26 protein-coding genes are annotated in these 23,209 nt (G+C 70.4%); 16 read left to right on the top strand and 10 right to left on the bottom strand.

What is annotated here, in order from left to right; all coding sequences use genetic code 11:
- The first annotated feature begins 28 nt into the window (after positions 1 to 28).
- From ACFXC1_RS07610 to ACFXC1_RS07625, 4 genes are all read left to right on the top strand, one after another.
- Positions 29 to 1,324: a cytochrome P450 gene (locus ACFXC1_RS07610; RefSeq protein WP_381240158.1), complete on the top strand. Its 1,296-nt coding sequence runs from the start codon at positions 29 to 31 to the stop codon at positions 1,322 to 1,324.
- Complete coding sequence (locus tag ACFXC1_RS07615) at positions 1,321 to 1,509, top strand: ferredoxin (protein ID WP_381240161.1); 189 nt, start codon at positions 1,321 to 1,323, stop codon at positions 1,507 to 1,509. Before ACFXC1_RS07610 ends, ACFXC1_RS07615 begins: the two co-directional genes overlap by 4 nt.
- Positions 1,510 to 1,539: 30 nt before the next feature.
- Positions 1,540 to 1,851, top strand: a complete 312-nt coding sequence (locus ACFXC1_RS07620; RefSeq protein WP_381240164.1) for a DUF1330 domain-containing protein — start codon at positions 1,540 to 1,542, stop codon at positions 1,849 to 1,851.
- Positions 1,852 to 1,944: 93 nt separating this feature from the next.
- Positions 1,945 to 2,517, top strand: coding sequence for a TetR/AcrR family transcriptional regulator (locus tag ACFXC1_RS07625; RefSeq protein WP_381240167.1), 573 nt, complete (start codon positions 1,945 to 1,947; stop codon positions 2,515 to 2,517).
- Here ACFXC1_RS07625 and ACFXC1_RS07630 read toward each other — a convergent pair.
- From ACFXC1_RS07630 to ACFXC1_RS07640, 3 genes are read right to left on the bottom strand one after another with little or no spacing between them, the layout of a single operon-like run.
- The gene (locus tag ACFXC1_RS07630) at positions 2,471 to 3,280 is read right to left on the bottom strand and encodes an alpha/beta hydrolase fold domain-containing protein (RefSeq protein WP_381240170.1); all 810 of its coding nucleotides are present in this window, start codon (positions 3,278 to 3,280) and stop codon (positions 2,471 to 2,473) included. The genes ACFXC1_RS07625 and ACFXC1_RS07630 overlap by 47 nt on opposite strands.
- Positions 3,273 to 3,992: an enoyl-CoA hydratase/isomerase family protein gene (locus ACFXC1_RS07635; protein ID WP_381240173.1), complete on the bottom strand. Its 720-nt coding sequence runs from the start codon at positions 3,990 to 3,992 to the stop codon at positions 3,273 to 3,275. The genes ACFXC1_RS07630 and ACFXC1_RS07635 overlap by 8 nt, the downstream gene beginning before the upstream one ends.
- 4 nt (positions 3,993 to 3,996) lie before the next feature.
- Positions 3,997 to 5,010, bottom strand: a complete 1,014-nt coding sequence (locus ACFXC1_RS07640) for a 2Fe-2S iron-sulfur cluster-binding protein (RefSeq protein WP_381240176.1) — start codon at positions 5,008 to 5,010, stop codon at positions 3,997 to 3,999.
- Positions 5,011 to 5,074: 64 nt separating this feature from the next.
- On the opposite strand from ACFXC1_RS07640, the gene ACFXC1_RS07645 reads away from it, so the two are divergent.
- From ACFXC1_RS07645 to ACFXC1_RS07685, 9 genes are read left to right on the top strand one after another with little or no spacing between them, the layout of a single operon-like run.
- Positions 5,075 to 6,613 (top strand): AMP-binding protein, encoded by a 1,539-nt coding sequence (locus ACFXC1_RS07645; protein ID WP_381240179.1) that lies wholly within the window; start codon positions 5,075 to 5,077, stop codon positions 6,611 to 6,613.
- Between the two features lie 35 nt (positions 6,614 to 6,648).
- On the top strand, positions 6,649 to 7,827 hold the full coding sequence (locus tag ACFXC1_RS07650; protein WP_381240182.1) for an amidohydrolase family protein: 1,179 nt from the start codon (positions 6,649 to 6,651) through the stop codon (positions 7,825 to 7,827).
- The gene (locus tag ACFXC1_RS07655) at positions 7,824 to 9,251 is read left to right on the top strand and encodes a FadD3 family acyl-CoA ligase (protein WP_381240185.1); all 1,428 of its coding nucleotides are present in this window, start codon (positions 7,824 to 7,826) and stop codon (positions 9,249 to 9,251) included. The genes ACFXC1_RS07650 and ACFXC1_RS07655 overlap by 4 nt, the downstream gene beginning before the upstream one ends.
- Complete coding sequence (locus tag ACFXC1_RS07660) at positions 9,248 to 10,849, top strand: methylmalonyl-CoA mutase family protein (protein ID WP_381240188.1); 1,602 nt, start codon at positions 9,248 to 9,250, stop codon at positions 10,847 to 10,849. The genes ACFXC1_RS07655 and ACFXC1_RS07660 overlap by 4 nt, the downstream gene beginning before the upstream one ends.
- Complete coding sequence (locus ACFXC1_RS07665) at positions 10,849 to 11,247, top strand: cobalamin B12-binding domain-containing protein (protein WP_381240190.1); 399 nt, start codon at positions 10,849 to 10,851, stop codon at positions 11,245 to 11,247. The genes ACFXC1_RS07660 and ACFXC1_RS07665 overlap by 1 nt, the downstream gene beginning before the upstream one ends.
- 31 nt (positions 11,248 to 11,278) lie before the next feature.
- Entirely contained in the window at positions 11,279 to 12,235 is a 957-nt protein-coding gene (locus tag ACFXC1_RS07670; RefSeq protein ID WP_381240193.1) for an LLM class F420-dependent oxidoreductase, read from the top strand.
- The gene (locus ACFXC1_RS07675) at positions 12,232 to 13,290 is read left to right on the top strand and encodes a CaiB/BaiF CoA transferase family protein (protein WP_381240196.1); all 1,059 of its coding nucleotides are present in this window, start codon (positions 12,232 to 12,234) and stop codon (positions 13,288 to 13,290) included. Before ACFXC1_RS07670 ends, ACFXC1_RS07675 begins: the two co-directional genes overlap by 4 nt.
- Entirely contained in the window at positions 13,287 to 13,742 is a 456-nt protein-coding gene (locus ACFXC1_RS07680) for a VOC family protein (protein ID WP_381240199.1), read from the top strand. Before ACFXC1_RS07675 ends, ACFXC1_RS07680 begins: the two co-directional genes overlap by 4 nt.
- Positions 13,739 to 14,557, top strand: coding sequence for an SDR family oxidoreductase (locus ACFXC1_RS07685; protein WP_381240202.1), 819 nt, complete (start codon positions 13,739 to 13,741; stop codon positions 14,555 to 14,557). The genes ACFXC1_RS07680 and ACFXC1_RS07685 overlap by 4 nt, the downstream gene beginning before the upstream one ends.
- Before the next feature lie 12 nt (positions 14,558 to 14,569).
- Here ACFXC1_RS07685 and ACFXC1_RS07690 read toward each other — a convergent pair whose 3' ends face one another.
- From ACFXC1_RS07690 to ACFXC1_RS07700, 3 genes are all read right to left on the bottom strand, one after another.
- The gene (locus ACFXC1_RS07690) at positions 14,570 to 14,752 is read right to left on the bottom strand and encodes a hypothetical protein (protein ID WP_362982607.1); all 183 of its coding nucleotides are present in this window, start codon (positions 14,750 to 14,752) and stop codon (positions 14,570 to 14,572) included.
- Between the two features lie 127 nt (positions 14,753 to 14,879).
- On the bottom strand, positions 14,880 to 15,641 hold the full coding sequence (locus ACFXC1_RS07695) for an SDR family NAD(P)-dependent oxidoreductase (RefSeq protein WP_381240204.1): 762 nt from the start codon (positions 15,639 to 15,641) through the stop codon (positions 14,880 to 14,882).
- A 5-nt stretch (positions 15,642 to 15,646) separates the two neighbouring features.
- A complete protein-coding gene (locus ACFXC1_RS07700; RefSeq protein ID WP_381240206.1) occupies positions 15,647 to 16,408 on the bottom strand; it encodes an SDR family NAD(P)-dependent oxidoreductase in 762 nt (253 codons plus the stop codon).
- Positions 16,409 to 16,474: 66 nt separating this feature from the next.
- Here ACFXC1_RS07700 and ACFXC1_RS07705 point away from each other — a divergent pair, with 66 nt between their 5' ends.
- Genes ACFXC1_RS07705 through ACFXC1_RS07715 form a run of 3 tightly spaced genes read left to right on the top strand, consistent with a single transcriptional unit; the run spans position 16,475 to position 19,871 of the window.
- Positions 16,475 to 17,920, top strand: coding sequence for a class I adenylate-forming enzyme family protein (locus ACFXC1_RS07705; RefSeq protein ID WP_381240208.1), 1,446 nt, complete (start codon positions 16,475 to 16,477; stop codon positions 17,918 to 17,920).
- Positions 17,913 to 19,061 (top strand): thiolase family protein, encoded by a 1,149-nt coding sequence (locus ACFXC1_RS07710; protein ID WP_381240210.1) that lies wholly within the window; start codon positions 17,913 to 17,915, stop codon positions 19,059 to 19,061. Before ACFXC1_RS07705 ends, ACFXC1_RS07710 begins: the two co-directional genes overlap by 8 nt.
- Positions 19,062 to 19,121: 60 nt before the next feature.
- The gene (locus ACFXC1_RS07715; protein ID WP_381240212.1) at positions 19,122 to 19,871 is read left to right on the top strand and encodes an SDR family NAD(P)-dependent oxidoreductase; all 750 of its coding nucleotides are present in this window, start codon (positions 19,122 to 19,124) and stop codon (positions 19,869 to 19,871) included.
- A gap of 10 nt (positions 19,872 to 19,881) precedes the next feature.
- On the opposite strand, the gene ACFXC1_RS07720 is transcribed toward ACFXC1_RS07715, so the two are convergent.
- From ACFXC1_RS07720 to ACFXC1_RS07735, 4 genes are read right to left on the bottom strand one after another with little or no spacing between them, the layout of a single operon-like run.
- On the bottom strand, positions 19,882 to 20,685 hold the full coding sequence (locus tag ACFXC1_RS07720; RefSeq protein WP_381240215.1) for an acyl-CoA thioesterase: 804 nt from the start codon (positions 20,683 to 20,685) through the stop codon (positions 19,882 to 19,884).
- A gap of 43 nt (positions 20,686 to 20,728) precedes the next feature.
- Entirely contained in the window at positions 20,729 to 21,514 is a 786-nt protein-coding gene (locus ACFXC1_RS07725; protein ID WP_381240216.1) for an acyl-CoA dehydrogenase family protein, read from the bottom strand.
- Between the two features lie 2 nt (positions 21,515 to 21,516).
- Positions 21,517 to 22,632, bottom strand: coding sequence for an acyl-CoA dehydrogenase family protein (locus ACFXC1_RS07730; protein WP_381240219.1), 1,116 nt, complete (start codon positions 22,630 to 22,632; stop codon positions 21,517 to 21,519).
- Entirely contained in the window at positions 22,629 to 23,024 is a 396-nt protein-coding gene (locus ACFXC1_RS07735; RefSeq protein ID WP_381240221.1) for a nuclear transport factor 2 family protein, read from the bottom strand. The genes ACFXC1_RS07730 and ACFXC1_RS07735 overlap by 4 nt, the downstream gene beginning before the upstream one ends.
- Between the last annotated feature and the right edge of the window lie 185 nt (positions 23,025 to 23,209).

A 23,209-nucleotide genomic window follows, 5' to 3' on the forward strand; every position in this document is an offset into this window, starting at 1 on the left:
GTCGTCAGACTGGTGACGGAAGGGAACCGTGCACACCGTGAAGGACTTCGAGGCGATCGACTTCTTCCAGGACGACGAGGTCGTCGCGGACCCCTATCCCTATTTGGCGGCCCTGCGCGGAAAGTGCCCGGTGCTGCGCGAGAGCCACCACGACGTGACGATGGTGACGGGCTACGACGAGGCGATCCAGGTCCTCAACGACGCCGGGAACTTCTCGTCCTGTCTCTCGGTCACCGGCCCTTTCCCCGGGTTCCCGGTCCCGCTCGACGGGGACGTCGACGTCAGTGCGCTGATCGAGCAGTACCGCGACCAGCTCCCGATGAGCGACCAGCTGCCGACGCTCGACCCGCCCATGCACACCGATCACCGCGGACTGCTGATGCGGATGATCACCCCGCGCCGCCTGAAGGAGAACGAGGCGTCGATGTGGCACCTCGCCGACGCCCAGCTGGACGCGTATCTCGCCGCCGGCGAGGGCGACTTCATCAGGGGGTTCGCCGGCCCCTTCACCCTGAGGGTCATCGCCGACCTGCTCGGAGTGCCCGACGAGGACCGCAACACGTTCGTGGAGGGTCTCGAACACCACCCGCGGGGAGGCGTCGGAAGCACGGACGGCGAGATGGCGTACTCGCCGCTGCAGTACCTCTACGCGCAGTTCTCGGCCTATGTCGAGGAGCGCCGCCGCGAGCCGCGCGAGGACGTGATCACGGGCCTCGCCCTCGCGAAGTTCTCCGACGGCTCGACCCCCGACGTCGCCGACGTGGCCCGCGTCGCCACCAACCTCTTCGCGGCCGGCCAGGAGACCACCGTCCGGCTGCTGAGCAACGCCCTCAAGCTGATCGCCGAAGACCCCGAACTGCAGCGGCTGTTGCGCACCGAGCGCGACCGCATCCCGAACTTCATCGAGGAGACGCTGCGCACCGAGAGCCCGATCAAGGGCGACTTCCGGCTGTCCCGCGTCCCGACCACGGTGGGCGGCGTCGACATCCCCGCCGGCACCACCCTCATGGTCCTCAACGGCGCCGCCAACCGGGACCCGCGCCACTTCGAGGACCCCGAGACCTTCGACCCGGCCCGCGCCAACGCCCGCCACCACCTCGCCTTCGGCCGCGGCCCGCACACCTGTCCCGGCGCCCCGCTGGCCCGCGCCGAGGCCCGGGTGGGCATCGAGCGCATCCTCGACCGTACGACGGACATCAGGATCTCGGAGAGCGTGCACGGCCCCGCCGGGGCACGGAAGTACCGTTACCTGCCGACGTACATCCTGCGCGGACTCACCCATCTGAACCTGGAGTTCACGCTCGCCGAGGAGCCCGCCCGATGAAAGCCGTCATCGACACGGACCGCTGCCGGGGCCACGGCATCTGCTGGTCGATCTGCCCCGAGGTCTTCGACCTCACCGACGACGGTTACGCCGAGGTGCTGACCCCCGAGGTCCCCACCGCGTACGAGGCCCGGGTCCGCGAGGCGGTCAACAGCTGCCCCGAGCGCGCCATTACGGTGAACTAGCCTGCCCACGCGGTGAGTTGAGGAGAACGCATGCCCAAGGGGTACGTCATCCTGACCGAGTCCGTGAAGGACCCGGCCGGGATGGACGCCTACGGCCGGGCGGCCGGTCCTACGCTGGCCGAGGGTGGCGCGTCCGTCCTCGCGGCCGACGGGCAGCCGCAGCTGCTCGAGGGCGAGTGGCACGGCGACCGGACGGTCGTACTCGAATTTGATTCGGTGGAAGCCGCGAGAGCCTGGTACGAGTCGGAGGTGTACGGGCGGGCGAAGCCGCTGCGGCACGCCGCGGCGGACACCAACGCCGTGATCGTCTCCGGCTTCGAGATGCCGCCCCGGGGCCAGTGACGGGCATCGGATCGGCTATGGCCGGAAGGGTCGCCCTATCGACACGGCAACCGTAGTGTCACATCGGTGTTGCCGCGGTGAAAGGGGTCCCCAATGACGACGGGCCGATACGACGAGATCCTTGTCGCCGCGCTGGCGGTCTTCGCCGAGCGCGGCTACAAGAAGGCGTCCATCGACGCCGTGGCGGAGCGCGCCGGCCTGACCAGACAGGGCGTTCTGCACTACTTCCCCAGCAAGAAACGGCTGCTCCTCGCCCTCGTCGCGCTCCGCGAGGACCTCGCCCGCGAACACCTGGCTGCCCTCGACACGGACCCCGGAGAGGACCTGCCCGGGCTGCTCGCCGAGGTCATCACCCACGACCACAAGAACCCCGGTCTCGCACAGATACACAGCGTTCTCGTCGCCGAGGGCGTCACCGGCAGCGACGAGGCACAGCGGTTCTGCCACGACTACTACCGCGCGATCCAGGAGCACACCGTCGAGTACCTCACCGCGCTCTACGGCGACCGCGTACCCAGCGGCCTGACCCCGCGAGCCGCCGCCACCGCGGTGGTGGCGATGCTCGACGGGGTCCAGCAGCAGTGGATGCTCGACGAGGAGCAGACCGACTACCCGGAGATCATCCGTGAGGTGATGGGTGTGCTGCTCGGGCCCACGCCTGTATGAATTCGGCCATGGCCGTCACGCTCTCGGGATGCAGACTCACCGCGTCCGGCCGTACCCGGAGATCCACCGTGACACCGGACCGGGCCGCGCGGGCGGCGAACGACAGCGAGTCGTCCAGCAGTGGATCGGTCCCCGCCACCAGCAGCTGAATCGGCGGCAGCCCGTGCAGATTGGCGTGCAGCGGACTGAGCAGCGGGTTGGTCCGGTCGGCGCCGGCCGCGAACCGGGCCGCGTGCAGCCGGAGTTCGTCGATGTCGAAGCCCGGATCGGCCGCCGCGTTGAACAGCAGACTCGGCGCGTCCAGCGTCAGATCGAGCAGCGCCGAACTCAGTACCGCGCAGTCCGGCTCGGCCGCCCCCATGTCCCGCAGCCGCACCAGCAGCGAGGCCGCGAGCCCGGCCCCGAGCCGCTCACCGGCCAGCGCGACCGGACCGCGGGCCTGGCACGAGCTGTACACGGCGTGCACGTCGTCGAGCGCCCCCGGGAACGACGAACGGTAGCGCGGGCACACCACAACTGCCCCCGTGCGCAGGGCGAGCCGCTCGGCCAGGTCCACCGCCGACTCCGGCGAACCCGACAACTGCCGGTCCCCGTGCAGATACAGGATGACCAGATCGCTCGCGTCCGGCGGCCGGACGATCGGCCCGACCGGGCTCGACTCGACCCGCACCCGGCCGTCGCCGGCCCCCGCACGATCCGAACGCGCTCGTACGTCGGCCAGGTCGGCGCTCGCTCCGGTCGCCCCAACTCGTGTGTCACCCACGGGACATCACCCTCTCCGCTGCCTGCCAGTGCTCGTCGGACACCCAGAGGCGGGCGAAGGCGCGGGCCGCCTCCTCCTCAGGGACGGCTCCGCTCATCACGCGCTTGATCTCCCGCGCCGGGTCGGTCGCCAGTGCTCTGGCCAGGGTCCGCCAGCCCTCGGCGAACTCCGTGCGGGGCAGCACCAGATCGAGCAGCCCGACGCGCTGGGCCTCGGCCGCGCCGAGTACGGTCCCGGCCCCGGCGAGCATCAACGCCCGCCCTCTGCCGATGAGTTGGGCAAGGCGCTCGGCACCGCCCCACGCCGGCATGATGGCCAGGGCCACCTGGTTGAAGCCGATCCTGATGTCGTCGGCGGCGACCCGGATGTCGGCGGCCACCGCGACCTCGGCACCGCCACCGAACGCGTGCCCGTTCAACGCGGCGATCACCGGCCCCGGGAAGTTCGAGATGCGATCGCAGATATGCCGCATCCGCAGGGCCATGGCCATCGCGTCCTCCTCGGTCCGGATCGCGGCCAACTGCTTCAGATCCCCGCCGGAGACGAACGCCTTGTCGCCCGCGCCCGTGACGACCAGGGCCTTGGCGGCCGCCGCCGCGTCGAGCACCTTGTCGAGTTCGTCCATCGTGGTCGGGGCGATGGCGTTGCGGGCCTGCGGGCGGTCGATGGTGATGACCGCCAGGCCCTCGTCGAGTTCGAGATCTACGTCCATGGCCTCAGTCCTCGTATACGACAGTGACGTGCGGCGCGGTCGGCTCGCCCTGGCAGGTCAGGACCCAGCCCTCGGCGATCTCGTCCTCGTCGAGCGCGTTGTTGACGCGCATCTTGGCCTCGCCTTCGGTGACTTGGGCGATACAGGTGGCGCAGTTGCCCGCCTCGCAGGAGAACGGCGGGGCCAGACCCGCCCGACGCGCGCTCTCCAGAAACGTCTCGCCGGAACGCTGCGCGAGCGTGTGCCGCTTGCCGGAGAGCACGAGCGTGAGGGTGCCCTCCCGCTCAGGGGCGTCCTCGGGTGGTGGATCGGCGGCCTGCGCGAACCGCTCGACGAAGATCCGTTCCGGGGCGACTCCATGGGCGAGCAGCGCGTTCTCCACCAGTTCCATGAAGGGCGCGGGTCCGCAGAGGTAGAAATCCGCGTGCGTGTCGCCGCCGGCGAACTCCCGTACCTGGTCCGCCGTGACGAAGCCCTCCCAGTCGTCGAGGTGGTGCCGGATCTCGAAGCGCCCGGGGTACCGCCGCTCCAACTCGCCCAGTGCGGAGGCGAAGATGACGGCGTCCGCGTCCCGGTTGGCCGACAGCACCCGCACCGGGCGCCCGGTGCCGGCCAGCGCGGACTTGGCGAGCGAGAGGACCGGGGTGATCCCGCTGCCCCCGCAGAACGCCACCACCGGAACCGTCAACTCGTGGGCCGCGCCCGCCTCGCCGTCCTCCCGCAGACAGAACACCCCTGCGGGCAGGGTGGTTTCGAGGACATCGCCGGGGGCGAGATGGTCGTGCATCCAGTTGGACACCAGACCGCCCGGAACCCGCTTCACCGTCGTCATCAACTCGGTGTCCGTCTCCGGCGAACTGGACATCGAGTAACTGCGCAGCGTGCCGCAGGCCTTGATCGTGACGAACTGGCCCGCCCGGTACGGGAAGGGCGCGTCGAGTACGTACGTCCGGGTGTCGGGCGTCTCCTGGATGATCCGGGTGATCCGGACCGGGTGGAACCCGTGGTCTCGTCCCATGTATGGAATTTACCTTCTCGCCCTGAGAGAGTGCAATTCTCAATGACGAGAGGAAGTTCCTGTCGTGCGAACTGTCCCCGCTGAACTGGTCAGGCGCTACGAGGCGGAGGGGTGGTGGACCGGGGAGACCATCGGCGACCTGCTCGCGCGGGGACTGGAGGCAGCCCCGGGAGCCGCGTTCCGCGTGCACTCGGCGGTACGGCCCTGGGAAGGCACCTTCGCCGAGGTCGAACTGACGGCCCGCCGACTGGCCGCAGGACTGCGCGAGCGGGGCGTCGCCCCCGGCGACACGGTGGCACTCCAACTGCCCAACTGGATGGAGGCCGCCGCCGTCTTCTGGGCCTCGGCGTTCCTCGGCGCGGTCGTGGTCCCGATCGTCCATTTCTACGGACGCAAGGAAGTCGGCTACATCCTGGACACGGTCCAACCCAAGGTCTTCGTCACCGCCGACCGGTTCGGGCATCTCTCCTACGACCCCGACCTGAGCTCGAAGATCCCCGTGGTCGGCGTCGTCGGGCGGGACTTCGACGAACTGCTCGCCGACGAACCGCTGCCCGGCGTCGTGCCGACGGACCCGTCCGGCCCCGCGCTGATCGCCTTCACCTCCGGAACGACCCGCGACCCCAAGGGAGTTGTGCACAGCCACCACACCCTGGGCTTCGAGACCCGTCAACTGGCCGGGCGCTACCCGCCGGACCGCGGCGACCAGCTCACCTCCGCGCCCGTCGGCCACTTCATCGGCATGGTGAACGCCTTCCTGATCCCCGTCCTCGACGGCTCCCCGGTCAACCTCGCCGACACCTGGGACCCGGGCCAGGCGCTGGAGTTGATGGCCCGCGACGGACTCACCGTCGGAGGCGGTGCCGCCTACTACATGACGAGCCTGCTCGACCACCCCGACTTCACGCCCTCCCACCTGGCAGGCATGAAGTACGCGGGCCTCGGCGGCGCGGCCGTGCCGAACGCGGTGACCAGACGGCTCGCGGACCTCGGCATCACGGTCTTCCGCGCCTACGGCAGCACCGAGCACCCCTCGATCACGGCCTCCAGCCACACCGCGCCCGAGGACAAGCGGCTCTACACCGACGGAGACGCGCTGGCCGGAGTGGAGATCCGGCTCGCCGAGGACGGCGAGATCCTCAGCCGCGGCCCCGACCTGTGCCTCGGCTACACCGACGACGCCCTCACCGAGCGCGCCTTCGACGCGGACGGCTGGTATCACACGGGCGACATCGGCGTGTTCGACGGGGACGGCTACCTCACCATCACCGACCGCAAGGCGGACATCATCATCCGCGGCGGCGAGAACATCGGCGCGCTGGAGGTCGAGGAGGTTCTCCTCGCCCTGCCGGCCGTCGCCGAGGCCGCGGTCGTGGCCGCCCCGGACGCCCGCCTCGGCGAGCACGCGGCAGCCGTCGTACGAGTGCGGCCGGGCCACCCCGAACCCGGACTCGCCGACCTGCGCGCCCACTTCGCGGCGGCCGGCCTGGCCCGGCAGAAGTGGCCCGAGGAACTGCACGTCGTCGACGACTTCCCGCGCACCGCCAGTGGCAAGGTCCAGAAGTTCGTTCTCCGCAAGGATATTGCCGCCCATCAAGAGTGAGAATAGGATTCTCGCAATCTGCGAAGGAGGATCTCATGCCATCGCGTGTGCCGCCGTATCCGCTGTTCGACGCGGACAACCACCTGTACGAGACCGAGGACGCGCTCACCCGGTACCTGCCCAAGCAGTACGCGAGCGCGATCCAGTACGTGCAGGTGAAGGGGCGTACGAAGATTGCCATCCGCGGTCAGATCAGTGACTACATCCCCAACCCCACGTTCGAGGTCGTCGCCCGGCCCGGCGCCTGGGAGGACTACTTCCGCGAGGGCAACCCGGAGGGCAAGTCCCACCGGGAGCTGTTCGGCGAACCGATGCGGTCGATACCCGCGTTCCGCGAACCCGCCCCGCGCCTGGCCCTCATGGACGACCTGGGCATCCAGCAGACCCTGATGTTCCCGACCCTCGCCAGCCTGGTCGAGGAGCGGATGCGGGACGACCCGGAGCTGATCCACGTGGTCGTGCACGCCCTCAACCAATGGCTGCACGAGACCTGGCAGTTCAACTACAAGAACCGCATTTTCACCACGCCGGTGATCAGCCTGCCGATCCTGGACAAGGCGATCGCCGAACTGGAGTGGTGCCTGGAGCGCGGAGCGCGGGCGATTCTCGTCCGGCCCGCACCCGTCCCCGGCTACGGCGGCTCGCGGTCCTTCGCGCTGCCGGAGTTCGACCCCTTCTGGAAGCGCGTCGAGGAGGCGGGCGTGCTGGTGGCCATGCACTCCTCCGACAGCGGCTACTCCCGCTACTCCAGCGACTGGGAGGGCAAGGCCCAGGAGATGACGCCGTTCCAGGCGCAGGTCTTCCGGATGATGTCCGAGTGGCGCCCGGTCACCGACGCGGTGGCGTCCTGGGTCTGCCACGGAGCCCTGTTCCGCTTCCCGGAACTGAAGGTCTCGGTCATCGAGAACGGCTCCTCCTGGCTGCTGCCACTGCTCGACCAGCTGGCCAGCACCTACAAGAAGCAGCCCAAGGGCTTCCTGGGAGACCCGGTCGAAGAGGTCAGGAACCGCATCCACATCAGCCCGTTCTGGGAGGAGGACATGGCCGCGCTCTCGGAGGTCGTCGGGGTCGAGCGCGTCCTGTTCGGGTCCGACTACCCGCACCCCGAGGGGCTGGCCGACCCGGTCTCCTACATCGACGCGATCCAGGGCATGCAGCAGGCCGACCAGGCCAAGATCATGGGCGGCAACCTCGCCCGCCTGATCGGCGTATGACCTGGGAGAGCATCCCGCAGATGGTGCTGAGCGCGGCCGACCGCTTCGGTGACGCCGAAGCCGTGGTGGACGGCCCGCTCCGCCTCACGTTCACCGAGCTGGTCGAACGGGTGCGCGTGGCTGCGGGAGCGTTCGCGTCGGCCGGAGTGGAGCAGGGCGACCGGGTCGCGATCTGGGCGCCCAACTCCGCCGAGTGGATCGTCGCCGCCTTCGGTCTCATGACCGCGGGCGGTGTGGTCGTGCCCGTCAACACCCGCTTCAAGGCGGACGAGGCGCACGACATCATCGTCCGCAGCGGTGCGAAGGCCGTCCTCGTCCAGAAGGGTTTCCTCGGCCTGGACTTCAAAGCACCGCCCGGTGTGCCGGTGATCGACCTCAAGTCCGGCTTCCTGGCGAGCGGTTCACCCTTCGAGCGGAAGGTGACCGGCGACCAGATCAGCGACATCGTCTTCACCTCGGGCACCACCGGCCGGCCCAAGGGCGTGCTGATGACCCACGCCCAGACGCTCCGCCTGTACGCGGAGTGGTGCGACCTGGCTGGGGTCAGGGAGGGCGACCGCTATCTGATCGTCAACCCCTTCTTCCACATCTTCGGCTTCAAGGCGGGCCTGGTCGCCTCGCTCATCCGGGGCATGACCATACTGCCCGTACCCGTCTTCGACGTGGAGAAGGTCCTCGACCTGGTCGAGCGAGAACGGGTGACGGTCCTGCCCGGGCCGCCCACGCTCTACCACTCCCTGCTGTCCGACCGAGGCTCAAGAGACCTGTCCTCACTGCGAGTTGCGGTCACCGGAGCCGCCGACATCCCCGTCGAACTCATCCGCCGGGTGATGACCGAACTGCCCTTCACCTCGATCATGACGGGCTACGGCCTGACCGAGGCGGGCACAGCGACGGCCACCCGCCCGGGCGACTCCTTCGAGGACATCGCGACCACCGTCGGCACCCCCTGCGACGGCGTCGAGGTCCAAATCGCCGACGACGGCGAGGTGCAGGTCCGCGGCTACAGCGTCATGCGCGGCTACTTCAACGACCCCGAGGCGACGGCCGAAGCCATCGACCAGGACGGCTGGTTGCACACCGGAGACCTCGGCACGCTCGACGACCGCGGCTATCTGCGGATCGTCGGCCGCAAGAAGGACATGTTCATCGTCGGTGGCTTCAACGCCTACCCGGCCGAGATCGAGGGCTTCCTGATGGAACACCCGGCGGTCGCCCAGGCCGCCGTGATCGGCGTCCCCGACGAACGGATGGGACAGGTCGGCAAGGCCTTCGTCGTCCTCCGGGAGCCGCTGGCCGCCGACGAGTTGATCGAGTGGAGCCGGCGCCGGATGGCCGGGTTCAAGGTGCCCCGGACCGTGGAGTTCCTGACGGAACTGCCGCTGAACGCCACCGGAAAGGTGATGAAGGACCTCCTGCGATGACGCCTCCCCCACCGCCCCAGGGCGAAGAACCTGTCCGGACCGCGTCCGGCCTGCCCCTCAAACCGGTCTACGGCCCCGACGACGTGAAGGCCGAACCGCCCGCGCCGGGCAACTTCCCCTTCACACGAGGCAATTACGCCACCGGTTACCGGGGACGGCTGTGGACCCTGCGCCAGTACTCCGGCTTCGGCACCGCCGAATCCTCCAACCGCCGCTACCACTACCTCCTCCAACAGGGCGGCACCGGACTCTCGGTGGCCCTCGACCTGCCCACCCAGTGCGGCTACGACTCCGACGACCCCGAAGTGGGTGAGGAGGTCGGCCGGGTCGGCGTCGCCGTCGACACGCTCGCCGACGCCGAAGTCCTCTTCGAGGGCATCCCGTTGGACCGGATCAGCACCAGTTTCACCATCAACGGCACCGCCGCGATCCTGCTCGCCTTCTACGTCGCCGCCGCCGAACGGGCGGGCGTGCCCCGCGCGAAACTCACCGGAACGATCCAGAACGACATCCTCAAGGAGTATGCGTCCAGGGGCACTTGGATCTGGCCGGCGGATCCGTCCCTCCGACTCATCGCGGACACCATCGAGTTCTGCGCGGCCGAAGTACCGCGCTTCAACGCCATCTCAGTCGCCGGCTCGCACTTCCGCGACGCCGGCGCCAACGCCGTTCAGGAGATGGCGTTCACGCTCGCCGACGGGGTCACCTACTGCGACACGGTGCTCGCCCGGGGCCGTATGACGATCGATCAGTTCGCCCCGCAGGTCTCCTTCTTCTTCTACACGCACGGCGACTTCTTCGAGGAGATCGCCAAGTACCGTGCCGGACGCAGGCGTTGGGCGACCATCGTGCGCGAGCGGTATGGGGCGGGCAGCGACAAGGCGGCCATGTTCCGCTTCGGGTGCGTGGCCGGAGGCGCCTCGCTGTACGCGCCCCAGGCACAGAACAACACCGTCCGGGTCGCCTACGAGGCGCTCGCCTCGGTCCTCGGCGGCGTCCAGTCGATGTTCACGGCGGCCTGGGACGAGCCGTTCGCGCTGCCCAGCGAGGAGTCGGCGACGCTCGCGCTGCGCACACAGCAGATTCTCGCCCACGAGACGGGAGTTGCCAGGGTCGCGGACCCGCTCGGCGGCTCGTACTTCGTGGAGGCGCTCACAGACGCCACCGAGGCGCGCATCGTCGAGATCATGGAGGACCTGGAGCGCTACGGCGGCATGGTCCGGGCCATCGAGGACGGCTATCTGCAGACCCTCATCGCCGACGAGGCCTACCAGTTGCACCGCGAGGTAGAGGCGGGCGCCCGGCCGGTGGTCGGCGTCAATCGCTTCGTCTCCGACGAACCACCGCCCGACCTCGCCACGTACGAACTCGACGCGGAGGGCCGCGACCGGCAGCTGAAACGCCTCGCCGACGTCAAGGCCACCCGCGACGCAGCCCTCGTACGGCAACGCCTCGCCGAACTGGCCCGCGCCGCGGAAGGTACCGACAACCTCATGCCCATCCTGATCGACTGCGCCAACGCCTACTGCACGGTCGGCGAGATGGTGGCCGCGCTCAGGGCGGTCTGGGGCGAGTTCCAGCAGCCGGTGGTGTTCTGATGAACTCCCGTGTACTGGTAGCCAAACCGGGTCTCGACGGACACGACCGCGGAGCCAAGATCGTCGCGCGGACCCTGCGCGACGCGGGCTTCGAGGTGATCTTCACCGGGATCCGACAGCGCGTCGACGACATCGTGGCTGTTGCCGTCCAGGAGGACGTGGCCGTGGTCGGCCTCAGCATCCTCTCCGGCGCGCACCTCGCGCTCACCACCCGGGTGATCGAGGCATTGCGCGCCACGGGATCCGAGGACATCGCCGTCGTGGTGGGCGGCACGATCCCACCGGCCGACGTACCGAAGCTGCTCTCGGCCGGAGCCGTCGCGGTGTTCCCCACGGGCACACCGCTCGACACCCTCGTCACCGAGATGCGCGCCCTGACATCCGTCACCTCGCCATGACCCGGTGGCAACCCGAAAACCTGGAGGCAGCGTGCGCATCGGAGTGATGATCGGGCCCGAGCGCGGGGACTCGGTCCGCAAGGTCACGCGCATGATCGACGACGTGACATGGGCCGAGAAGGCCGGCTTCGACACCGTGTGGGTGCCGCAGATCCCGACCGACTTCGACGCCCTCACCGCGATCGCGCTTATGGGCGCGCGCACCGAGCGGATCGAACTGGGCACCGCTGTCGTGCCGTTGCAGGCCCAGCACCCCATCGCCCTTGCCCGGCAGGCCATTTCGGCCCAGGCCGCGACCGGCGGACGGCTCGCGCTGGGCCTCGGGCCGTCCCACCACTGGATCATCCGGGACATGCTCGGACTGCCCTACGAGAAACCGGCCGCCCTCACCCGCGACTACCTGGACGTCCTGGACGCAGCGTTCGCCGGAACGGACCTGGTCGATGTCGAGAACGACACCTTCACCGTACACAACCCGCTCACCCTCACCCCCGTCTCCCGGCTGCCGGTCCTGCTCGCGGCCCTCGGCCCGGTCATGCTGCGCCTCGCCGGGGAACGGGCCGACGGAACCGTGCTGTGGATGGCCGACGAACGCGCGGTCGCCGAACACGTCGTGCCGCGGATCACCAAGGCCGCCGAGAGCGCCGGACGCCCGGCACCCCGGATCGTCGCGGGCATCCCGGTCTGCCTGTGCGCACCCGACCGCGTCGACGAGGCCCGCGAGCGCGCCAACCGGATCCTCGGCGAGGCCGAGATCTCGCCCAACTACCAACGCCTGCTGGACTACGGCGACGCCCGCGATGTCGGTGACCTGTGCGCGGCCGGTGACGAGAGCGCCATTGCCGCTCGCTTCCAGCGCTTCGCGGACGCCGGGGTCACCGACCTGTCCGTACGGCTGCTGCCCATCGGCGACAACCGCGACGAGCTGGTCGCCTCCAAGTACCGCACCCGCGACATGCTCGCCGCCCTCGCCGCGGACCTGCGATGACCGCCGGACCGCTGGACGGCATCCGCGTCCTGGAGGTCGGCCACATGCTGGCCGGCCCCTACGCCACGATGATGCTCGCCGACCTCGGCGCCGAGGTCACCAAGATCGAGCCGCCGGGCGGGGACATCTCGCGTCAGGTGAGCGACGCCTATTTCGCCAGCCTCAACCGCGGTAAGCACAGCGTCCGCCTCGACCTCACGACCGCCGACGGACAGGCCGGACTCGGTGAACTCGTCGCCGGCGCCCACGCGTTGCTCGTCAACCTCAAGCCGTCCGCCATCCACCGGCTGGGGCTGACGTACGACGTGCTGCGGAAGTGGAACGAGCGGATCGTGTGCGTCGCGCTCACCGGATACGGGCTGGCGGCGGGCGACGAACCCGCCTTCGACTACGTGGTCCAGGCGGCCACCGGTGTCGCCGCCCTCACCGGCGACCCGGACGGTCCGCCGACCCTGCCCGGCTACTCGTCCGCCGACAACTCATCAGGCCTGACAGCCGCGTTGGGACTCCTCGCCCACATCGTCTCGGGACGCGGCGGCCAAGTGGAGGTGTCGCTGAGGGATGTGATGCTGTCTCAGCTCAACTACCGTGCCTCCGCCTACCTCAACGAGGGCGTCGAACCGCGCCGACTGCCGCTCGGCGCGCACTCCTTCTACGTACCGGCCCAGCTCTTCCCCACGGCCGAGGGCTACTTGGCGCTCTTCATCACTCACGACGGCTTCTGGAAGTCCTTCGCCGCCGAGGCCGGGCTCCAGGGATTCCCCACGATGGCCGAGCGGGCGGAGCGTCGGGAGGAAGTGCTGGCCGCCGTCACGGACGCCCTGGCCGGGGACACGGCCGCGTCCTGGGAGGCGCGGCTGCGACCGCTCGGGGTGCCGGCCGCCACCGTACGGACGCTGCCGCAGGCGCTCGCCGCCACCCCGGAGGCCGTGGTAACGGCCGGGGATTTCCGACTGGTCCGCAGCCCCGTGCGGGTCGCCGGATACGAGCCCGGCTACGGGCCACCGCCCCGGCTCGGCGAACATGACGTTTCCGGGGCGGTGGTGGAGTCATGAGGGCCGAGGACCAGTTCCATCTCGGGCTCGTCGTCGAGGACTTCGAAGCGACCCTGGCCGAGTTCTCGGCCGCGTTCGGGTACGAGTGGTGCGCCGAGATCGGGGGAGCGGTGCCGCTGACGCTGCCGAGCGGAAACGCCGTTCTCGACATCAGCTGTGCCTACTCCCGGACACTCCCTCGACTCGAGATCATCCGACGGATACCGGGCACCCTGTGGGAACCGGTGGCCGGTGGGGGAGTGCACCACGTCGGCTACTGGTCCGACGATGTCGCCGCCGACGCCGCCGAACTCACCGGGCAGGGCTTCGTGACGGAGGCTCGCCGGATCGGCTCCGAGGGCGCGCCCTTCGCCTTCCTGCGCGGTCCGAGCGGGCTGCTCGTGGAACTCGTGGACCGGGTGGCGCGGCCGGGCTTGGAGAAGTACTGGAGCCACGGAGGAGGGACCGCATGACGACCGTGGGCATCGCCACCGGGGCCGGGCGCGGCATGGGACTGGCCTGCGCACGGCGCTTCACCGACCTGGTCGACACACTGCTGCTGGTGGACCGCGACGAACCGGCCGTCACCGCCGCCGCGAAGGAACTGTCCGCCGCGGAGCGGGAGGTGCGGATCGAACCCTTCGTCCTCGACATCACCGACCCGGCCGGACTCACCCAACTCGCCTCCGTGACAGCCGAATTGGGCACGCTCAGGGCCGTCTCCCACGCCGCCGGGATCTCGCCCACCATGGCCGACTGGCGACGCATCTTCGAGGTCGACCTCGTCGGCACCGCCCGCCTCGCCGAGGCACTCCGCCCGCTCGCCACCGAGGGAACGGCGCTGGTGTGCTTCGCCTCGATGGCCCCGTTGCTCGGCAACCTGGAGGCCGATCCCGCCGTAGCGGCGATTCTCGACGATCCGCTCCGGGACGACTTCCTCGACCGGCTCCGGGACGCCCTCGGGCCCGCTGTCGAGGACTCCGGGCTCGCCTACGCGTGGGCCAAACACGGAGTGCACCGGTTCGTACGACGGGAGGCGGTACGGCTGGGGCCGTACGGCGCCCGCGCGTGTTCCGTCTCACCGGGTGTCATCGACACCCCTCAGGGACGGCAGGAGGCGGCGGCCCAGCCCGCCATGGCCGCACTGGTGGAACGGACGCCGCTCGGCCGGACGGGGCGGGCCGAGGACGTCGCGGCGGCGGTGGCGTTCCTGCTGTCGGACGAGGCCGCTTTCATCTCCGGGATCGACGTTCTCGTCGACGGAGGGGTGTGCGCGGCGGTCCGCTGACGCCTTACCGCGTCAGCGCCGACGCCCGCTGCGGCGCGCGGACCAGCCCGTACCCAGGCCGGCCGAGTGGGCGGCGAGGAAGGCCAGTCCGAGGAGCATGAGGCTCGTCGGGCTGAAGACCAGCTGGGTCGACGTCTCGGTGACCCGGATCAGGAAGGCGATGACGAAGAGCGCGGCAGCCACGAAGGCAAGCATGTGAGAACCCCTAGGAATGGACGACGAGCCACCGGTGACCCCGGTGGCTCGTCGTTCCGTGTGCCCCCGATGGCGCCGATCAGTCGTGCCCACCGCACCACCTGGCGGGCTCGGGCCCAACTGCCGTTCAGGCAAGGGACTCCGAGCGTTGCACGGTCCCCGTGAGCCCGGTCGCGTCCTGGCCCGCGAGGAGAACCGCGGCCCTCGCCATCGCCTCCGGCGGCTCCACCATCTCCGGCGGGATCTCCCGGCCCCCGCCACCGGCCTGCCATCCCTCCGTCAGCACCACCCGTGACGGAGCAAGGCAGTTGACCGCGATGTTGTCCTTGCGCAGGTCGGCGGCGAGCCCCAGATAGAGGCGCTCGACCGCCGCCTTGGACACCCAGTACGCGTTGGCGCCCCGGTCCGTCAGGCCCACCCCGCCGGTCGTCACGGCGACCAAGGACCCACCGCCACGCGCGCGTACGTGGGGAATCACCGCCCGGGTCACCAGAAACACCCCGGTCAGATTGACGTCCAGACACAGCTGCCAGCGCTTGAGCGGCGTCGACTCGACCGGGCCGAGCCACAGCACCCCGGCATTGGCGACGAGAATGTCGATTCCGCCGAACTCCGCGACCGTGGCGGCGACCGCCGCATCGACCGACGCCTCGTCGCTCACATCACAGGGCACCGGCAGCGCCCGCCCGCCGGCAGCCGTGATCCGGTCCGCGACCGAGTGGATGGTGCCGGGCAGCCGGCCCTCCCGCTCGGAGCGCGCGGCGACCGCTACGGAGGCGCCGGCCTCCGCCAGCGCCAGCGCGACCGTACGGCCGATGCCGCGGCTGGCGCCCGCGACGAACGCGACCTTGCCCTTCAACGAGCCGCTCACGCCGGTCGGTTCACTCACGCCGGTCACTTCGGCGGGAACCGGAGGGCGCCGTCGAGACGGACGACCTCGCCGTTGAGATAGTCGTTCTCGACGATGTGCTGCACCAGCCCCGCGTACTCGGCGGGCAGCCCCATGCGCTTCGGGTAAGGGATCTGCGGCCCCCAGTAGGCCTCCAACTGGTCGCCCGCCTTGCCGTAGGCCGGAGTGTTGAAGGTGCCCGGGGCGATCGTGACGACCCGGATGCCGAGCGGGGACAGGTCGCGGGCGGCCACCAGGGTCATGCTGACGACCCCGCCCTTGGCCGCCGCGTAAGGGAGTTGGCCGATCTGGCCCTCGTACGCGGCGATCGACGCCGTGCTGACGATGACACCCCGGCCGCCGTCCAGCGGCTCCTGACGGGCCATCGCGGCGGCGGCCAGACGCAGCACGTTGAACACGCCGGTGAGATAGACGTCGATCGTCGTGCGGAAGCCCGCGAGGTCAAGGGGAGAGCCGTCCTTGCCGACCAGTCGGCCACCGCTCGCCGGGCCGCCGTGCGCGTCCACAGAGATCCTGAGCGGTCCCGCCGACTCCGCCTCGGCCAGGGCGGCTTGGACATCGTCCTCGGAGGTGGCGTCGGTGCGCACATAGCGCACACCCAACTCCTGCTCCAGGGCCTTGCCCTTCTCGTCGGCCAGATCGGCCACGACGACCTTCGCTCCCGCCGCGTGCAGTCGACGGACGGTGGCCTCGCCCAGGCCGCCCGCGCCGCCGACGACCACCGCGGAGCTCCCACTGATCTGCATCAAGGATTTCCTCTCTTGCGAACAGCGCTCTAGTGAGACGAGAATAGCATTCTCATGAATATAACCATGATTCTCGAGATGGTGGCCTCGGGCGGCGACCGACCGGTGGTCACGGCGAACGGCCGCTCCCTGACCGCCTCGGAACTGCTCGCCCGCGCCCGCGCCGCCGCGCACCGCTTCCAGGGCCACCCGGCCGTGCTCTATCTGAGCCCCAGTCACCTCGCTTACCCGGTGGCCCTGTTCGGCGCCGCCCTGGCGGGCATCCCGTTCATCCCCCTCAACTACCGCCTCGGCGAACACCAGTTGGCCCGCCTCCTGGCCCGCCACCCCGGCGCCCTCGTGCTGCGCCCCGCCGACCTCGACGCCCTGCTGAGCGCCGAAGAGGACACCCCCGTAACGGAGTTGGTCCAGGACCAGGACTCCGTCGCGGTGGTCCTCTACACCAGCGGAACGACCGCCGAGCCCAAGGCGGCCCTGCTGCGCCACCGGCACCTGCTCGCCTACGTCCTGAACACGCAGGAGTTCGCCTCCGCGGAGGAGGGCGACGCGGCGCTGGTGGCCGTTCCGCCGTACCACGTGGCCGGGCTGATGAACCTGCTGACGAACCTCTACTCGGGCCGCCGCCTGGTGTATCTCTCCGCCTTCGACCCGGGGGAGTGGCTGGCGACCGTGCGCCGCGAGCAGGTCACGCACGCACTCGTCGTGCCCACCATGCTGGCCCGCATCGTCGCGGAGATCCCGGCCGGTGACGCCCGTACACCCACGCTCCGGAGCCTCGCCTACGGCGGCGCCAGGACCCCACGGCGGGTCGTGGAACGGGCGTTGGAGATCTTCCCCGGCACGAGCTTCGTGAACGCGTACGGTCTGACCGAGACGGCTTCCTCGGTCGCCGTGCTGGGGCCCGACGACCACCGCGAGGCCCTTGCCGCGTCCGACCCGGCCGTACGGGACCGACTCGGCTCCGTGGGACGCTCGTTGCCCGGCGTCGAGATCGAGATCCGCACCGACGACGGAAAGCCGGCCCCCGCCGGAGAGACCGGGCTCGTGTTCGTGCGCGGGGAGCAGGTCTCCGGCGAGTACGGCGGACGCAGCGCCCTGGACGCTGGGGGCACCTCCCAGCCCCCTGGGGCTGGGGAAGGCTGGTTCCCCACCCGGGACCGGGGCCGTCTCGACGCCGACGGCTACCTCTTCATCGAGGGCCGCGCCGACGACACGATCATTCGCGGCGGCGAGAACATCGCTCCCGCCGAGATAGAGGACGTTCTCGTCGCCCACCCCGGGATCGTGGAGGCCGCGGTGATCGGCGTGCCCGACCCCGAATGGGGGCAGCGGATCGTCGCCGTCGTGGTCGGCGAGGGCGATCCGGCCGAGGTCCGCCAGTGGGTCAGGGACCGGCTGCGCTCCTCCAAGACCCCCGACACGATCGTCTTCCGCGCCGAACTGCCCAAGACCGAGACCGGAAAGCTGCTGCGCCGCACCCTGCTGGCCGAGTTGGAGACCACCCATGCCTGAAGCAGTCCTCGTGTCCGCCCTGCGTACCCCCGTCGGCACCGCCGTCAAGGGCACTCTGCGCGACACCACCGCGTTCGACCTGGCCCACCACATCGTCGCCGCAGCGGCTGCCACAGACGGGCTCGATCCGGTCGCCGTCGACGACGTCATCCTCGGCGAGGGCCTGTACGGCGGCGGGGTCGTGGCCCGGCACGCGGCACTGACCGTCGGGCTCACCGCCGTACCCGGCCTGGCCCACAACCGCCACTGCGCCGCCGGTCTCGCGGCCGTGCAGAGCGCGGCGGGCAGCATCCGCGCAGGCATGGACGAACTCGTCATCGCCGGTGGCGTCAACTCGGCTTCCACCTCCCCGAAACTGCGTTACCGCGTGGACGGGGAGTGGGTCGAGCCGTGGAGTCCGCCCACGCACCCCGACCGCCCCGACGCCCCCAACCTCGACATGTCGATCACGGTCGGCTGGAACACCGCCGTACGAGCGGGCCTGAGCCGCGCCGACATGGACGCCTGGGCACTGCGCTCGCACCAGAACGCGATTCGCGCCATCGACGAAGGGCGGTTCGACGCCGAGCTGGTGCCGATCGACACCCCGCACGGCCTCTTCTCCGTCGACGAACACCCGCGCCGCACCACGAGCCTGGAGAAACTGGCCTCGCTCAAGCCGCTCCATCCGGAGATAGACGGCTTCTCCATCACGGCGGGCAACGCGGGCGGCGCCAACGACGGTGCCGCCGCGCTGGTGGTGGCCAGCGATCGGCTCGGTCTGGCCGCACTCGCCGTCGTCCGGTCCTGGGCCTCGGTCGGCGCCGACCCCGCCGAGACCGGCCTCACCCCGGTGAAGGTGATCCCCAAAGCCCTTGCCCGCGCGGGACTTTCGACCTTCGACGTCGACCTCTTCGAGATCAACGAGGCCTTCGCCGCTGTGCCCGTCGCCGCGGTGAAGCTGCTCGGTCTCGACCCCGACCGCGTGAACGTCAACGGCAGCGGCTGCTCCCTCGGCCACCCGGTCGCCGCGACCGGCGCCCGGATGCTGGTCACGCTGGTGCACGAACTGCGCCGCCGGGGCGGTGGCATCGGCGTCGCCGCGATGTGCGCGGGCGGCGGCATGGGCTCGGCCACGGTCATCGAGGTGCCGGCGCCGTAGCGCTCAAGTACGGCCTGGGCGGGGAGACGATGCGATGAGGGGAACACTGTGGAGGGCTTGATGGAGAAGGTCGTTCTTGTCGCCGGCGCGGCCACGGGGCTGGGCGCCGCGTCGGCCCGGCGGCTCGCGGACGAGGGCGCCTGGGTCGTCGTCGCCGATCTCGATGCCGAGGGCGCTCGGCGGACCGCCTCGGTCATCGCTGATGCCGGTGGCGAGGCGGTCGCGGTGGGCTTCGACATCGCCGACGAGAGGTCGGTCGGCGACCTGGTGACGACCACCGTGCGGACGTACGGCGGCCTGGACGCCGTGCACATCAACGCGGGCGACATGGGCGCGGTCTCCAAGGACACCGACGTCGTCGACATGGACCTCGCGGTCTGGGACCGGACCTTCGCCGTCAATCTGCGGGGCCACATGCTCGTGACGCGATACGCGGTTCCCGAAATTCTCGCCCGGGGCGGCGGCGCGCTCGTCTACACCTCGTCCATCGCGGCGTTCACCGGCGAGGCCGTGCGCCCCGCCTACTCGGCGACCAAGGCGGGCATCAACGCCCTCGCCCGCCATGTCGCCTCCCGCTGGGGCAGGGAGGGCATCCGGGCCAACGCGGTCGCGCCCGGTCTGATCCTGACCCCGGCCATCCAGGAGGGCGCCGCCCCGGACCTGCTGGAGGCACTGCTCGCCCGCACCCGCAGCACCCGGCACGGCCGGGCCGACGACATCGCCGCGATGGTGGTCCACCTCATGTCCGACGCGGGAGCCTGGATCAACGGCCAGGTCATCAACGTCGACGGCGGCACCGTGATGCGCTGAGCGGGGGGCGCTACTCGACCGTACGGAAGCGCAGCAGGGCCTCCTGCGCGAACGAGGCGACCAGAGACCCCTGCGCGGTGAGCACATCGCCCCGGCCGTAGCAGCGGCCGTGGGCGAGCAGCGGGCTCTGCTGGCGCAGGAGAAGCCAGTCGTCCGTGGTGAACGGGCGGTGGAACCACACCGTGTGCGCGGTGACGGCGGAGGTGAACGCCGTTCCCGAATCGCGCTGGGTGACGCCTTCCAGCGGGCGGAGCGCCGTACCGATCAGACTCAGATCGCTCGCGTACGCCGTCAACGCGGGCGCGAGTTCCGGCGCGACCGCCGGTGTGCGCATCCACAGGTCGTACTCGGGCGGCTCCGACTTCGGCGAGTCCACGTCGACGGTGGCCCGGGTGTCCCAGGGAAGCAGCGAGAGGTCCACGTCGTGCTCGGCCCCCGGCACCGACGGCATCGGGAACGCGATCTGCTGGTCGGGGCCCTCCTCGTGGGAGTGCAGCGACACGGCCGCCACGGCCGCGACACCCTGCGTCTGGCGCGCCACGACCGTCAACGTGGCGAAGGAACCGCCCTCGTGATGACGTGTCACCTCGTACCGCACCGGCTCCTGCGGCCGTCCCGCCCGCGCGAACTGCACATGAAGGCTCTTGACCGCCTTGTCGGGGCAGGCCAGTTGGGCGGCCCGGACACTCTGGGCGAGCAACTGCCCGCCGAAGATGCGGTGATAGCCGAGTTGCTGGTTGCGGCCCTCGAACGTGTCACCGGGCCGGGCGTCGAGGTCCAGGCAGGAGAGCAGGTCGCTCCAGAGATCGGTCACTGATGTCACTCCTCGGTCGATCACACGCGGACGAGCTTGTCGATCACAGGTGGACGAGCCGTGGCGCGGACCCGCCGGCCCGCAGTAGCGCCCCGGCCTCGCGCGTCAACTCCCGTGCGTTGCCCAGCAGTCCGTCCAGCACCATGGCCCGCCGCACATGCCGGTGCAGCTCGTGCTCGGCCGTGAAACCGATCCCGCCCAGGACCTGCTGACAGTGCCGGGCCGCCGTCAGCGCCGCCTGCCCGGCCGCGGCCTTGGCCAGCAGCGCGCCCAGATCGTCGGTGGCGGCTACGAGCGTGGCCTCGGCGCCGTCGAGTGCTACGAGGGTCTCGGCGAGCCGGTGCCGTACGGCCTGGAAGGAGGCCAGCGGGCGGCCGAACTGCACGCGGTCCACGGCGTGCTGGCGGGCCAGCGCGAGCATGGCGCGGCCCGTCCCGAGCAGCCACCAGCCGAGCGCCACCCGGCCGGCGGAGAGTGGGACAGGGGCTCCGGCGGGTACGGAACGCAGGGGGAGCTCGGCGTCCAGGGCCGCCCCGGCCGCACTGTCGTCGCGTTCCCAGACGACCCACGTACCGCCGGTGTACGGCAGCGGCAGGGTGCCGCCGGGCGGACGGCCCGCCGCGCCGAGCAGGACGTCGTTGAGGAGCGGTGCCTGGGCGCCCGTCTCGCCGAGCAGGCGGAAGGCGAGCGGTACGGCGATGTCCGGCTGTTCGGCGAGGAGTTCGGCCCAGCCGAGGTCGGCCAGGGCGGTGTCCAGCGCCTGCCCCGACGCAGCCGTCATCGTCTTGCGGAGCGTCTCTGCGAGCAGGTCCTGTTCGGCCGCGTCCACCGCTACTCCTTCCCCAGGTCGAGCAGTCGGCGCGCGATGATGTTCCGCTGGATCTCGGCCGTGCCGCCGTAGATGGTCGCCGCCTTCGCGTACAGGTACTCCGAGCGCCACGGAGTGTCCGTCAACTCCAGTACGCCGGGCAGCAGATCGCGCACGGTCTCGAAGAGCCGTTGCTCGGCGGTGGCCAGCAGCACCTTGTCGACCGACGTCTCCGCGCCCAGCCGCTCACCCTCGCCCAGGCGCCGCTGTGTGGCGTGGGAGCGGCAGCGGACGGTGTGCAACGCCAGGTAGGCGGCGCCGAGTTCGGCGTCGTCCGGGATGCTGGTCTCGGCCAGCAGGCGGTCAAGTCGGGTGTAGAGATGGGCAATCCGGTGCCAGAAGCAGGTGGAGCGCTCGTGCGGGAGCAGATCCATCGCCAGGCGCCAGCCGTCGCCGAGGCGGCCGAGCATCCGCTCGGCGGGAACGATCACGTCGTCGAAGAACACCTCGGCGAACTCGTCCACGCCGTGCATCGTGCGCAGCGGCCGGACGGTGATGCCGGGGGTGTCCATGTCGACGAAGAACGCGGTGATCCCGTTGTGGCCCGGCGCGGTGCGGGTCAACAGGACGCAGCGGGCGGCGAATTGGGCCAGGCTCGTCCACACCTTCTGGCCGTTGACGACCCAGTGGCCGTCGTGCGCAACCGCCCGCGTGGTCAGGGAGGCGAGGTCGCTGCCCGAGCCGGGTTCGGAGAAGCCCTGGCACCACTGCTCACGGCCGCTGAGCAGCCGGGGGACCATCTCGGCGGCCAGCGCGGGAGGGGCGTACGAGATCATCGTCGGGGCGAGGACCTCGATCATCGAGTAGATCCCCGGCTCGGCCAACTCCCTTGTTGCGACCTCCTCGCCGAGTACCGCCCTCAGCACCGCGGGCCCGCCGAGCCCCCTCACCTCGGCGGGCCAGCCGTACCGCATCCAGTCCGCGTCGTACAACGCCCGGCGGACCCGGGCCAGTTGAGCGACCTGGGCGTCCAGGGAGTGGTCGGGGCCGGGGGACAGGTCGTGCCCGTCCAGCCAGTCGCGCAGGTCCGAGCGGAAGCCGGCGACGTTCGAGTACCCGGGCGCGGAGGCGGAGGTCATGTTCCCGGATGCTGATAGGCGTGCGGGCGGCCCGAGTCGTGCGCTCCGCTGCGGCGGATGAAGGTCATCGCGCGGGTGCGCAGCCGCCACCCCTCGTCCGTGCGGACGTAGGTGTCGTTGTAGTAGCCGATCCGCATGTCGTGCGTGGCGTGGTCGACGAAGCACAGCGGCTGGGTGCCGGTGGCCGTGTCGCCGGACAGGTCGACGGCCGGCGTACCCGTGAGGAACAGCCCCTTGGGGGCGGCGGCCACGAGCGCCGGGAACTCGTCAAGGCCGTAGGAGTCCCCGAAGGCGCTGTACGTGCCGTCGGGTGTGAAGACCCCCAGCACCCCGTCCAGGTCGCCGCGGGTGATGCACACCGCGTAGCGGGCGACGAGCTGCTGGATCTCCATCAGGTCGTCGGTCGGACGCTGGGGAGGAGCCGGAACAGGCAAGGAGGACAAGGACTTTCCACCCTTCACCATGAGTGAGAATGTCATTCTCTCAGATGAGTTGCAGATTTCCACGTAGCGTGAGGCGACGTCAACAGTCTCCGTCTGAATGGTTGATTCTCCGTAGATGAGAAGCTAGTTTCCAG

It is taken from the genome of Streptomyces hokutonensis, from assembly GCF_042751305.1.
In the GTDB taxonomy this organism is placed as follows: domain Bacteria; phylum Actinomycetota; class Actinomycetes; order Streptomycetales; family Streptomycetaceae; genus Streptomyces; species Streptomyces hokutonensis_A.